Annotated in this window: 11 protein-coding genes; 5 read left to right on the top strand and 6 right to left on the bottom strand. The window is 61.6% G+C overall.

What is annotated here, in order from left to right; genetic code table 11:
- Window positions 1-117: 117 nt before the first annotated feature.
- From Mhypo_RS14970 to Mhypo_RS14955, 4 genes are all read right to left on the bottom strand, one after another.
- Window positions 118-1,305 carry a lycopene cyclase family protein gene (locus Mhypo_RS14970; protein WP_119342084.1) on the bottom strand — a complete coding sequence of 396 codons (1,188 nt, stop codon included), beginning with the start codon at window positions 1,303-1,305 and terminating at the stop codon, window positions 118-120.
- 93 nt (window positions 1,306-1,398) lie between these two features.
- Window positions 1,399-2,931: a phytoene desaturase family protein gene (locus Mhypo_RS14965; RefSeq protein WP_119342083.1), complete on the bottom strand. Its 1,533-nt coding sequence runs from the start codon at window positions 2,929-2,931 to the stop codon at window positions 1,399-1,401.
- A 322-nt stretch (window positions 2,932-3,253) separates the two neighbouring features.
- Window positions 3,254-4,081, bottom strand: a complete 828-nt coding sequence (locus Mhypo_RS14960; RefSeq protein ID WP_119342082.1) for a phytoene/squalene synthase family protein — start codon at window positions 4,079-4,081, stop codon at window positions 3,254-3,256.
- A gap of 50 nt (window positions 4,082-4,131) precedes the next feature.
- Window positions 4,132-4,797, bottom strand: coding sequence for a class I SAM-dependent methyltransferase (locus tag Mhypo_RS14955; RefSeq protein WP_119342081.1), 666 nt, complete (start codon window positions 4,795-4,797; stop codon window positions 4,132-4,134).
- Between the two features lie 120 nt (window positions 4,798-4,917).
- Here Mhypo_RS14955 and Mhypo_RS14950 point away from each other — a divergent pair, with 120 nt between their 5' ends.
- The 4 genes from Mhypo_RS14950 to Mhypo_RS14935 all read left to right on the top strand — a co-directional run bounded on the left by Mhypo_RS14950 (window position 4,918) and on the right by Mhypo_RS14935 (window position 7,711).
- A complete protein-coding gene (locus tag Mhypo_RS14950; RefSeq protein WP_119342080.1) occupies window positions 4,918-5,799 on the top strand; it encodes a MerR family transcriptional regulator in 882 nt (293 codons plus the stop codon).
- Between the two features lie 94 nt (window positions 5,800-5,893).
- Window positions 5,894-6,484, top strand: a complete 591-nt coding sequence (ldrP, locus tag Mhypo_RS14945) for a transcriptional regulator LdrP (RefSeq protein WP_119342079.1) — start codon at window positions 5,894-5,896, stop codon at window positions 6,482-6,484.
- A gap of 7 nt (window positions 6,485-6,491) precedes the next feature.
- Complete coding sequence (locus Mhypo_RS14940) at window positions 6,492-7,391, top strand: complex I NDUFA9 subunit family protein (RefSeq protein ID WP_119342078.1); 900 nt, start codon at window positions 6,492-6,494, stop codon at window positions 7,389-7,391.
- 44 nt (window positions 7,392-7,435) lie between these two features.
- Window positions 7,436-7,711 carry a hypothetical protein gene (locus tag Mhypo_RS14935; RefSeq protein WP_240637276.1) on the top strand — a complete coding sequence of 92 codons (276 nt, stop codon included), beginning with the start codon at window positions 7,436-7,438 and terminating at the stop codon, window positions 7,709-7,711.
- Between the two features lie 145 nt (window positions 7,712-7,856).
- On the opposite strand, the gene Mhypo_RS14930 is transcribed toward Mhypo_RS14935, so the two are convergent.
- Complete coding sequence (locus Mhypo_RS14930) at window positions 7,857-8,801, bottom strand: glycosyltransferase family 4 protein (protein ID WP_119342076.1); 945 nt, start codon at window positions 8,799-8,801, stop codon at window positions 7,857-7,859.
- Between the two features lie 440 nt (window positions 8,802-9,241).
- On the opposite strand from Mhypo_RS14930, the gene Mhypo_RS14925 reads away from it, so the two are divergent.
- Window positions 9,242-10,639, top strand: a complete 1,398-nt coding sequence (locus tag Mhypo_RS14925) for a DUF1565 domain-containing protein (protein WP_170148320.1) — start codon at window positions 9,242-9,244, stop codon at window positions 10,637-10,639.
- On the opposite strand, the gene Mhypo_RS14920 is transcribed toward Mhypo_RS14925, so the two are convergent.
- The coding region (locus Mhypo_RS14920; protein WP_119342075.1) for a PA14 domain-containing protein at window positions 10,636-13,012 on the bottom strand (2,377 nt) is incomplete at its 5' end. The genes Mhypo_RS14925 and Mhypo_RS14920 overlap by 4 nt on opposite strands.

Genomic DNA, 13,012 nt, shown 5'->3' with positions numbered 1-13,012 from the left:
AGCCCGCCCCACCAGCGCAGCCAGGCCGGGCCCGCCTCCCCCTGGGGTGAGCGAACCCAGACCAGCCCGCCCCAGGCCAATAAAAACGTAAGCAGGGTAATGAACAGCAGGTTCACGCTATCCCCGTTTTGGGGCCATGGCACCCTGTCTGGCCCCCTGCCAGCGCATGCCCAGCACATCGAGGGTTGCCCTCAAAAAGGCCGGAATATCCACCGAGGCCATAATTTGCAAATCCTCGAGCCAACCGGTCTCCTCGTCCAAAAAGCGCAGCACGCGCTCAGGCGGGTTTTTGCGAAAGAGGTCGCTAAAAACCTGCTTGCCGGGGCTGCGCTGTTTTCCCAACACGTTGAGCAGCACGCTGTCCATCCAGGCATGCCGGTTGAGCGCAGGCTCCGGATAAAAGGGCTGCCCGGTCCTTTGCAGCGCCTCGGCCATGCGCCGCGACTGCTCCTGAATACGCCGGAAGGTATAGCCGGTAGAAGCCTTGGTACGGCCTCCGGCCATGCCGATATTGATTACATGGGCACTTTGCCTGCGGGGAAAGGGGGCATCGGTCATGGGGATGATGCCAAACTCACTCTCGAGGATTTCGTAGCTTTCCAGGCCCAGAATGCCCTTTAGATACTCGCGTAGCCCCGCATCGTAGGCTTCTGGGGGCAGCAGCTCTGGCGAGAACAGGGTGTACTCCACCAGCGCGGTCTGGGCATCGAAGGGCAGCACATACACAAACCGCACCGCCTCTTGCTGCGCCACCCGGAAGTCCATGAAGGTAGCCGCCTCCGTATCGAAAACCGGCCTCGAGGCCCGGACAACCCAGCCCTTGAAGTGCTGCAGCAGGTAATGATACCGGGGGTTCTGAGGAGGTGGCCGGTACAGGCTGCTAAAAGCCCACCTGCCCCGGAAGGTTTGCCCCTCGAGCCCTACCTCCACCCCCCCTTCCCGTTCTGCGATGTGCGAGACCTCACCATATCGAACGACAATGTTGGGTTGCTCCGAGACCCACCGGTTCATAAACGCGTAAAAGTCCAGGCCCCGGATCATCTTGTAGGTGTAGGGGGCAATCTCCAGCCGACTGGAAATCCCTTCACCATGAAACCAGATCCGGTTCCACTTGCGAAACACCACGTTTTCAAAGGGGCCCTCCCCCACCTCCCAAAAACACCAGGTGCGGTCGTTGGACGTTTTGGGCGCCCGGTCGAGTAACAAAATGCGCTTTTCACGTAGCCCGGCCTGCATCAGGTAGTAGGCCAGGCTCAAGCCCGACGCACCGGCTCCGGCGATGATGTAGTCGTAAGGCTCGCTCACCTTGTATCAGGCTACGCCGCAACACCGGGCTTGGGCTAGCCGGGATTACAAACTCAATCGGCTTAGCGCTGTACCCAAGATAACAACCGAACCTTACACCCGCTTCCGGCTCAAATCCCCCAACAGCACACGGGCTGCGTTCCGCCCGCTGGCCCCCATAATGCCCCCGCCCGGATGGGTACTGGCCCCGGTCAGGTAGAGCCCCTTCACCCCGGGGAAGCGGTACTCGTGGGCCCCCAGCCAGGGCCGGAACATGAACATCTGGTCGGGGGTCATCTCCAGGTGCATCACGTTGCCGCTGGGCATGGCAAACTCGTTCTCCAGCCAGAGGGGGGTCTGGATTAGCTCGGCCACAATCTTGCGGCGGATCTGGGGGTCGAAGCGCTCAAAGCTCCGGATTACCCCCTCCCTCGCCTCCTGGGCTCGGCTTTCCCAGCTTCCCGAAGCTAGCCGGTAAGGGTAGTACTGCGCCCACAGCCACAGGGTCTCGCCCCCCGGAGGGGCCAGGGTTTCGTCCACTGCGCTAAAGCTCATGGCAATCAGGGGCGGGTCGCGGGTGGGTTCGCCGGAAAGGTAGTCGCCGTAGGCCCGGTTCAGTTGCAGTTCGTCGGTAATGAGAAGCCCCAGGCCCACCCGCGCCTCGTCGCCGGGGTGGGTCTGGTAGTAGAGCTTCTCGGATAAGCCCAGCCGCAGAATCAGGCCGAAGCCGTTACCCACCCGCAGGCCCCGGGCCACCTCGGGGGTTCGGTCGGGGGGCAGCAGCCCCAGGGTTTTTTGGATATGCGCCCCGGCCACCACCGCCCGAGCGCTCACGCTCTGGCCGTCCTGCAAGCGGATACCCACGGCTTTTGAACCCTCGAGCGCAATCTGCAAAACCGGGCTATCCAGGTGTACCCGCCCCCCTTTGGCCTCGATGGCCCGCACCAGCGCTAGCGATAGCCCCCCCGAGCCACCTCGGGGCCGGGCCACACCGCCCACGTGGTAGAGCGGGTGCCAGAGCAAAAACGGCGACGAGAGCGGGTCGGAAGGGGGCGGGCCGGACTGCGCGGCCATCCAGACCAGGGGGGCCCGTACCCGTTCCTCGCTAAAGTACTCCCGCGCTACGTCGCCATAGGGCCGCAGAATCTGCGGCAGCCGCTTCTGCCAGTCGCGCCCGAAGCCCGCCCCCCAGATCATCTTCCGGCCCAGGTTCAGGGGGCTGGGCGAGGCCAGAAAGGCTTCCTTGACGGCCTGACCAAAGGGCAGCCAGTCCTGCATGAAGCGGCGGTAGGCCGCCCCCTGGCCGGGGTAGCGCTCGTCCAGCTCTGCCGCCGTGCGCTCGGGGTCGCGCCAGACAAACCAGCTCTCTTTGGCATTGGAGGCGTGGAAGAGGGGGTCGAGCTCGAGGTACTGAAGCCCGTGCTTGTATAGCTCGAGCTCGTCCGGGATGGGGGTCAGGCGGATCAAAATATGCGCACTGCCCCCCAGGTCGAAGCGGAAGCCCTCGTGGTCTATGGTCGAGACCGCCCCGCCCGGCACCTTACGACGCTCAAACACCCCCACCCGGTATCCGGCCTGGGCCAGGTAGGCCGCCGTCACCAGCGCGTTGTGCCCCGCGCCCACCACCACTACATCAAAGTCGGGCATGTCGGGCGAATAATACCGCAAGTCACCTCAACGAACCACTAACCAAGGTGGAAAATGACAGCTTTGGTATCCCTGAGTGTTCGCAGCAAATCATACCAGATTCGGTTGATTCGTTACCGTTCGGTAACAAGTCAACCCGACCGAAGTTATCCGCGTAGCGGAGGGCGATACCGCCCCTTGGAAGTTATCCGCGTAGCGGAGGGGTAGCCCAGACTGCTCTTTTACAATCAAGTCTGTCAATTAAGTAAATTCAATTTATGCTTAGCACAATATTATCGAAAAAAGGTGCTACCTTCAGACAGGTGTGGTGAATGGCAAGGGCTCAAGCCCCCCGCAGCCAGATGGCCTTGGGCAGGAGCATCACCCGCTCGTAGGTGGAAAGCGAGGCCCGCCTCGAGAGGTTGTCCCAGCCCATCAGCTCGAGCTTGTCCAAAATGCCCTGGTACTGCAGGGCCGCCAGCGCAATGGCCCCCCGCCCGGTCTGGAGGTACTTGAGGCCCCCCAGGCCCTCGCGGTAAAGCCGGCGGGCCTCCAGGGCCAGTTCGCGCATCAAACCCAGGTAGCGCGGGCCGATATAACCCTGGCGCAGATCCTCGATGGACACCCCGTGCTTGTGCATCAGCTCGGCGGGCAAGTACACCCGGCCCAGCGCCAGGTCTTCACCCACATCGCGCAGGCAGTTGGTAAGCTGCATGGCCTGACCCAGCTTGATGGCCGCACTACGGCCCGCTGCACCCGCCCCACCGATGGGGGCTATCATCAGTCCCACGGTTCCGGCTACCCGGTAGCAGTAGGTGTAAAGCTCCTCCATGGTTTCCAGGCGCACCGGGTTCAGGTCGGCCAGGAAACCCTCTTTCATATCGGCAAAGGCTTGGTGGGGAATGTCCCAGCGCTCTAAGGCCCAGGCCAGCGCCACTTCCCAGTCTTCTCTGGGAAGCCCGGCATAGACACGCTCGATTCCGGCCCACCATTCGTTCAAATCGGCCAGCGGGTTGGCCGACTCATCTACGGCGTCGTCCCCAATGCGGCAGGCTGCATACACGGCCCAGGCACCTTTGCGGGCTTCGCCCCGGAACAGCAAGCTACCGTAATAAAACGTAGCCGAGTGGCGACGGATAATTTCCGATACAGCCTGCCAGTTGGGTTCCATTGTGGTCTCCTGGGTAAAACCTCGAAAAGTGCTATTGGCTAAGAATGCCCCTATTCCCCGGTTGTGACTTTTGTCCCTGTCACAAATCCTACCGACCTTTCCCGCCAGCCGTCTACCTCGAAACCCCTTTTGGATAGCGAATCCATTAGCTCTGGAAGGGCCGGGAAACGCAGCCCCACCCATTCCAAAACGCGCTGCAGGGGGCTGTCGGAGTGGTGGCTAAACATAATCCACAAACGCCCGCCCGGTTTGAGCACCCGGTAGATTTCGTTTATCACCTCCTGAGGATAAGGGAATTCGTTCCAACTGCCCCCTACCACTACCCCGTCCACCGCAGCCTCGGGCAAGGGAATGGCCTCGGCGCGGGCCAGCAGGGGAACCAAACCCGCATGTCCGCTGGCCTTCTGCACGGCGACCTTGAGCATGGCCGGTGAAAGATCGAGGGCATAGACCCTGGACGCGCCGGCCTCGAGCAAAGCCCGGGCGTACAGGCCTGTAGAGGTGCCCAGATCTAAAAACACCCGCCCCTCCACCGGCCCTACCCTTTGCCGCATCAGCTCAAACTCTTCCTCCAGGGGAAAGTACCGCCCGGAAAGCAAACTGAGGGCCCGCTTGCGCCAGATTTCATAACCCAGGGCGGTCAGGGGCCACAGGTTGGTACGGGCCGCCAGGGTAAGGGGTGCGGGCTGGCGTTGGTCTGGGAACAATTGCTGCATGGGCCACCTCAGATTCGGATAAATTCCTAAACTTGAACACAGGTTTGACACATATCCCCACAAACCCTTGACATAACTTATACAGTAGCGTATCCTATTTTTCAACAGAAGGGTTTACTTATGCGCAACGATCTGGGGGTTTACACCATCGCCGAAGTAGAGGAGCGGACAGGGCTATCCACTGCACTGCTCCGCCAATGGGAGCGGCGCTATGGATTCCCCCGGCCCGAGCGCTCACCGGGTGGACACAGGTTGTACAGCGAGACCGACCTCGAGGCCCTACGCCATATCAAACAATGGATCGCCGAGGGGGTAGCCCCCGCTCAGGCGGTCAAGCGTTACCTCGAGGGCCTGACCCAGGAAGGACCCCGCCCCCCCGAAACTCTTTCGCTCGAGCTCGAGGAGGCCCTGCTGCGCGCCGATACCGAAGCGGCCGAGCGGGTTCTTTCGGAAGCCTACAAACTGCACCCCATGGAAACGGTCATCCTGGAGGTCATCTCGCCCTGTCTGCGCCGCATTGGCGACGGCTGGCACATGGGCCGGGTCACCACCGCCCAGGAGCATTTTGCCAGCACATACCTGCGGGGTTCCTTGCAAGGTCTGCTCAATCTGATGGGGGGTTCGCTGGGGCCCACCCTGGTGGTTTCGACCCTCCCGGGCGAGCAGCACGAGATCGGAAGCCTGATCACCGCGCTATTCTTGCGCCGGGCCGGCTACACCGTGCACTACCTGGGCCCCAACACCCCCCTCGCCGACCTCAAATCCTTTGCCGAGCGCACCGGAGCCAGGGCCATCGTGCTTTCGGCGGCCCAGCCGGTTTCGCTGGAGTCGCTGCCCCACCAGGCCCTGCGCCCGCTCGCCCCGTTGGTGGTGGTTGGCGGACGCGCCGCCGCCAACGACCCACGCCTCGTCGAGCGACTGGGGGCGCGCTACCTGGGGAACGATCCACGCGCCCTGGCCGATTCGCTCGCAGCGGTGCTGAAGGAGGGAGGCCTGTGGTAGGGTTGGGCTTTTCCGGGGAGGGTGCTCCCTGTGGAGCAAAATCGTCTGCTTTCCGCCATGCTGCAGTCTCGCAAGTCCTGAACAAGGAGGCCATATGAAAAAGGTTCGTAGGAAAGAGGTAATCTATCGGGCAGGCGACCGTGCAGATGTGCTGTACCACCTCGAGCGGGGCCTGGTGCGCATTGTCGAAATTCTGCCCGATGGACGCCAGCTCACCTTGCGCCACGTGCTGCCAGGCGACTATTTTGGCGAAGAGGGTCTCTCGGAGCGGCAGTACAAGTACACCGCCGAAGCCCTCACCGACGCAGCCGCTTTTGCCGTAGACCCCAAAACCCTCTCCAGCGACGACCTGCGGGCCCTGGCCGCCAGCCTCGCCAGCCAGATGGCTCAGGTACAGGCCTACGAGACCCACCTGCAATGGGGCGAACTGCGCAGCCGCATCTGCCGCTATCTGCTCTACCTGGCCGCTACCGCCGCCCAGGGCCAGGACGAACGCGGGGTCTACGTTACCGCCAGCCACGAAGAAATCGCCGACGCCACAGCTTCCACCCGCGAGTCGGTCAGCAAGCTGCTCTCCGACCTGCGCCACGAGGGCATCCTGGACACCGGCTACCGCAAAATTTATCTGGTAGACCGCAAAACCCTGGAGCTCGAGGCCGAAAGCCGGATGCTACAAGCGGTGTAGAGGTTCTATGAAGGTACTCATCGTCGGCGGCAGCGGCTATGTGGGAAGCCACTTAGCGCGGCACCTGCTGGAGCAGGGCCACCAGGTCACGGTGGCCTCGAGGCGGGGTGAAGGCCCTCTGGCCGGGGTGCGCTACGTGATGGCCGATGCCGCCAAAGACGAGGGTCTTCAGCAGGCCGCCCAGGGCCAGGAAGCCCTGATCTACCTGGTGGGCATCATCCGCGAGCGCGGCGACCAGACCTTCCGCCAGGCCCACGTGGAGGGGGTGCGCCATAGCCTGGCCGCGGCCAGGGCCGCAGGCATCAGGCGTTTTGTTCACATGTCGGCGTTGGGCACCGCCCGGGGCACCGGCAGCCGCTACTACGAGACCAAAGCCGAAGGCGAAGAGCTGGTACAGGCCTCCGGGCTGGACTGGACCATCCTTCGTCCCAGCCTGATTTTTGGCCAGGGCGACGAGTTCTTTGGGGGTATTTTGAAAAGCCTGGTTACCGCCCCCATCCCCTTTATACCTCAAATTGGCGATGGTAGCTTTGTTTTCCGCCCAATCTGGGTGGGCGATGTGGCCCGGGCTTTCGAACAGGCCCTGAGCCGCCCCCACACCTTTTACCGCAGCTACAACCTGGTAGGGCCCAAGGAGTACACCTTCCGCGAACTGCTGCTGCTGGTGCGCGATACCCTGGGCTCGCGCAAACCCCTGCTGCCCATCCCGCTGGCCCTGATGGATCTGGTGGTTCCGCTCATTTCTCCTCTGCCCTATAGCCCCATCACCCTGGATCAGTACTTACAGCTCAAAATGGGCAATACCGCCGACCCCGTGTACATGCGCAACGCTTTTTCTTTACTGGAGCGCACATTGGAAGTGGAGTTACCTGGAATCCTCACAACTAAACGGTTGGTCAGTGCATAGTCTGGAATACTGTCGAAAAACACCAGCCGTCCTACCCTGAGAGCGTGACCAAGTCTGCTCGGCCCTATCTGTTGAAGATGAACACGCCCTCCGATCCACTCAAGCGCTTCGAGGAAGCGCTTCCGCACAGCCGGGAAGGCTTGCTCAAGCTATGGGCAGCACTGGCCCCCAGGGTTCGCGCTGCCGATCCCGGGCGCTACTTTGCCGTGCAGGAAGCCCTCGAGCAGGATATTCCCTTCCCCGTGCTGGTGCTCTATGTATTCCGCGAATGCCGCCGAGCCCTGGAAGACAACCGTGCCCAGGAACGGGCTGCCGAGTAATACCGGATTCAAAAAGACAGTTCACAAAACCAAAAACCCAGAGGCTGTCTTTCTAGAGCACGCCTCTGGTATAACTTGCGTCTGGGCGCAGGCGCGTTCTCGTTTTCGCGGGCGGCAAGGTCTGTGAAGGGCACGATAGTGCCGCCTATAGCGAGCCCAGGCGGTACGCAACCCAGAACAGCAAAATTACCACCAACAGGCTCAGGCCTATGCCCAGCCAGAAGGACACGCTGTTCACCAGTAAACCCGCCAGCACCAAAACTAGGCTCGTAACCCAGACCACGAGTACAGTCTTGGCCGGGTTGCGCAGGTACAGCTGGTCGAGGCGGTCGTAGGTGTGGTCGCGATCCCCATCGAAGATGGGTTTCCCGCTGCGCCACCGGCGAACAATACCTGCCAGCATATCGTAAAGCGGAAACCAGAGCATTACGCCCGCTGCCAGGAAGGTTGTGATGCCCTGGGTCGCAGCAATTAGCCAGCACATGGCCAGCAGATAGCCGATCGAAAGGCTGCCGCCGTCGCCCATAAAGGTTTTTGCTTGAGGATAGTTCCAGGCAAGAAACCCCAGCAAACTACCTGCCAAAACCAGGGTGAGCGGAACCTCGCTACTAGCCCCCCACAGCAAAACCGCCAGGCCCAGTGCGGATATAAGGGCGTTGCCAGAAGCCAGGCCATTCATGCCATCAGTCAGGTTTACAGCATTGGACATTACCGGTACAAGAATCAATCCCAGGAGCAGCGCAACCCAGCCCAGCGACTCCCAGAAGTGCAGGCCTAGAGCCACCCCCGCCAGTAGCTCTGCAGCCAAGCGGATTCTGGGCGACAGGTTATAGCAATCGTCCAAAACGCCGATGAGCGCAATAATCAGCAGCCCAAGCAAGGACCAGTCCAAAAGCGTTTGGGTGAAGTAACCCCACACCACCACGCTGGCCACAATGCCTATGCCTCCCAAGCGGGGGGTAGGAAGGGCGTGTATCTTGATTACGCCCGGCTTGTCCACAACGCCCAGGTTTCTAGCTACGGGTATGGTAGCGCCCACCAGAATTATTGAAGTCAAAACAGTCAGCAGAAACCACGCAGACTCAAACACAAGAAGGCCTCCCGGGTACGGTATGTTGGGAAGTTACTGCAAACAGCACGCAGGCGTAACCCGCGTACTCGAGCAAGCCACTTTCAAAATGCGGCTGCCTCGCGCGATGCGCTGTTTGTGGGCAAGCGGCCAACGCCAACTGCAACCTCGGCCCCAAAAAACCAGTTTTTCTGGATACGCCACCCTGCATAGAGTCGTGGGCGCATTGTTCGTACTTCAGACCTTGCACACGCTAAGGATAGATGCCTTTTGAGCCAAAGCTGGTTTTTTTGCCACAAAGGGCTCGAGGTTCCTTTGTGTTACGCCTTTCGTTACTGCTACGTCTTTTCTAAAGGTCTACTTAACGTTTATCAAAAAAAACTCTATTGCTACCAGGTTATGGTCTGTAACGTTTGGGGTGATCTTTTCAAGCGTTGCTTAACACCCTGGGAGATTTAGACATGAGACGCTTAATCCTTGCCCTCCTGGCTGCTTTATTTGCGGCCTGTAGTTCCGAACAAACCCCTCCGCCTGCTTCTGGCGAACCCACGGTGCGTATTCTGAGTCCGGTGAGCGGCGCCAACCTGAGCAACACCAGCAGCACCGTCCAGGTCAGCGCCAGCGACGACACTGGCGTTACTCGTCTAGGCTACCGACTCAACAACGCCCCCGAGGTGGCCCTTCCTATAACCCCCGGGCCCACCGTTAACACCAGTTTTGTGGTTTCCAACCTGCGCATTGGCAGCAATACCCTGGTTATTAGCGCCTACGATGCGGAGGGCAGAAGCGGAAGTGCCAGCCTGACCCTCCAGGTCAGTAGCAGCACCCCCACCAGCTACCCCATTCCCAGCGGCCCCACCTTTTATGTAGGGCCCGGCGGCAGCAACGCCAACGACGGCAGCCGCGAGCGTCCCTGGGCTACCATTACCTTCGCCGCCGCCCGGCTCAAGCCCGGCCAGGTCTTGCGCGTCCTCCCAGGCACCTACAACGAATCCGTGAGCGTCAGCGTCAGCGGTACCGCCTCCCAGCGCATCGTCATCGCCTCCGACAGCCGCTGGGCTGCCAAAATCAATGCCCCCGGCACCCTTTTCGGTATCGATGTCCGCGGCAGCTACGTCGATATCATCGGCTTCGAAGTTACCGGCGCCACCAACAGCGGCATCATTAGCTGGGGCCCGTACAATCGCTTTATGTTCAACCATGTCTATGGCATCCGGGCCCAGTGCGACACCAACGGCGGGGCCGGGGTTAATATGAGTTCTCCCGACTCATCGGATGGGGTCATGCTGGGCAACCTAGTACACGACATTGGCGATCTGAACGCAGGCTCGTGCACCCGCATTCACGGCATTTACCAGGGCGCTCCCCGCGGTACGGTGCAAAACAACGTGACCTACCGCACCAGAGGCTTCGGCATCACCACCTGGCATGCGGCCACCGCCGTTACCATCACCAACAACCTCTCGTTTGCCAACCTCTACGGCGGCATCTCGGTCGGCTCGGGCGACAACACCCGCGGCAACATCGCCCAGAACTTCCTGGTAGCCAACAATATCGTAGTGGGCAACCCCAGGGGCATCAGCGAGGAAAACAACACCGGCCAGAACCGCTTCCTCAACAACCTGGTCTGGAACAACACAACCAACTGGCGTCTACTGACCAGCACCCACCAGGGCAGCCTGAGCCTGGACCCCGGCTTTGTGAACTATAAGCCCGATGGCTCGGGCGACTACACCCTGAGCAGCAGCAGCCCCGCCATTGACAAGGGCGTGGTCGAGCGCGCCCCCGAACTCGACTTTCTGGCCAAACCCCGCCTGCAGGGCAGCAGCCTCGATCTGGGGCCCTTTGAAGTGCGCTAGGGCCGCCCGGCCTCGCGCAGCCGCATAACCCAGGCCTTGGAAGGCACCCCCCGGCCATCGAGCACGTAAAGCTGGTAGTAGCCCGGCGTCGCCAGGTTGGCACTGGCCGGCGCCACAGCGCTAAGGGTGTGGGGGCCTGTGCGGGTAAAGCTCAGCTCCAGGAAACGCTGCCCCATGTTGAAGGCGTGCGTAACGGAGCCAAAAGCCACCAGGGTCACCCGCTCGACCAGCGAGCTCGGTACGTCGGTGCTGATGCTAAAGGTCTGTCCATAGCTCACCCGCTCGGGGGCGGCCTGGATTACCGGGCGGGCGGCTTCGCTGCCATCCGCATTGTGCAGGTAGGGGGGGTAGTAGATCTCGGCGTTGAGTTGATTGACTTTCTGAGCGTCCCCCGCAGTCTTGTCGCATTCTGGTAAAGAAGGTGAATCATCGCCCCCGATAGCACCGCCCCCCATGGTGATAATGGTGCCGTCCAACAGCAGTAGCGCCGTGGAGTGGTAGGTGCGGGGGCACTGGGCCTCGGCGGCGCGTTTGAAGGTCTCGGTTTTGGGCGACCAGATCTCGCTTTCGTACACCGCAGTGGCGTTGCTGTAGTTGATGCCATCGTTGTTGCCGCCGTTGACAAATATGCGCCCGTCGGGCATCAGGGTGGCGTTGAGGTGGGTGCGCTGGTGGGCCATGTCGGCCACTCTGCGTACCGCGATGGTCTGGTTGTTGGGGTTCAGCTCGATCACCTGGGCTGTTGCACCGCCCTTTGGTGCTGAGCCGCTCAGGTTGTTAGCCCCTCCCCCCAGCACCAGGATCTTGCCCGGTTCGTACATCACCGAGGAGCCGTAGTAGCGGTTGTAGGTTTGAATGTTTATGGGGCCCCATCCACCCGTTCCGCTGGTATTCAGGTAGTACCAGTTTAGGTAGCTGCCCGACAAAAAAACCTGGCCGTTGGGGGCTACGTGCACCCAGGGGTAAAAGTGTTCGATGCCCTTACCAGAAGAACTGGCGCTGGTCAGCCGGCGCAGGGTATTGTTGAAGGGGTTCCACACGTCGGCGATGTAGTTTTTGTCATTGTCTATGCCATCGCCGTTGTGCTGATCGGCATTACCGCCAATAATCAGCATCTCTTCATTGGGCAGGGTAATGACGCTGGGGTACCAGCGGCCCTGGGTCATGTCGGGCCCTGCCGCCCAGGTATTGTTGGCCGGGTCGAAGATGTTGGTGTGGGTGTGGCCTGCAGCAAAGCCGTGCTCACCAGATGTATATGGAACCGAGTAGTCGTAGCCCAGGTTGCCCCCCGCCAGGTAGAGCTTGCCGTTGGCCGCCAGCACATAGCCGGTGCAAAACAGGTCGGTGCGGGTGTTGTCGTAGCGGGCCTGGCTCTGGGCGTCGGTGGGGGTGCCGGGCGTCCAGACGAAAACCTGGGTAGAGGCGTGCTTGCTGTAGTCGCGGTAGTTGTCGCTCTGGCCCTTGCCCACCGGGTCCAGGCCGTGGAAGGTCATCACCCGGCCATCGGGCAGCAGGGTGGCGTGGGTGGCCACGGTAGGCCAGGGCAGCTTGGGGCCAAAGTAGCCGATGCGGGCCTTCGCGTGGCGCTTGAAGGCGTTCTGGGGAATGAGCACTGGGGTTTGCCCGGCGCGCGACCAGCGGAGTTTTATGGCGCCGCGGGGGTCGCGGTTGTAGTACTCGAGCCTGATGGGGTAGGCCTGCCCACCGTTCAGGGTAATCTGTGCCGTGCGGCGGGTCAGGTTCTGGTCGGCCCAGCGGTTGATCAGAAGCTGGTTACCGACCCACAGGCGTACCCCGTCATCGGCCAGCACCACCAGGGTGTAGGTGTCGGTTGTGGGGGGGGTCAGCAGGCCCGTCCAGCGAATGCTGAAGGTATCGGGATCCATACCGGGCACGGGGCCCTGACCCGAAAAGGTACGGTTGATGTTGGGCTCGATGCGGCGGGCGTACAGCCCGGTGAGGTCGGGGTTGTTGAAGTACTCCACGTCCAGGCCCTCATCCTCCAGGTTCTGCGCGGCCTGGCTCGAGGGCGGGTCATCGGCAAAGGAATAGCTTGTGGAGGTTTGCACAAAGCCGGGTTCGCTGTAGGCCGGGGTTTCGGCCACTACGGTGGCCTGGGGGCCTGGGCCTGCGGCATTGCGGGCGGTCAGGCGGTAGGTGTAGGGTGTGCCGTTACCTACATCGTTGTCGATGTACTGGGTGGTGCTGGCCGGAAGGTTATCCTCCAGCGTTTCGAAGCTGCCATCGCGAATCCTGCGCTCGAGGGTGTAGCGCGACACCCCTGCGGGGGCCGTCCAGGTCAGGCGCACCTGGGGGGTGTCGTTGGGGGTGGCCACCAGGTGCGCCTGACCTGGACGGCCCCCGCAGGGGTGT

Source organism: Meiothermus hypogaeus (genome assembly GCF_003574035.1).
Taxonomy (GTDB): Bacteria; Deinococcota; Deinococci; order Deinococcales; family Thermaceae; genus Meiothermus; species Meiothermus hypogaeus.
This window is presented reverse-complemented; position numbering and strand designations above follow the sequence as displayed.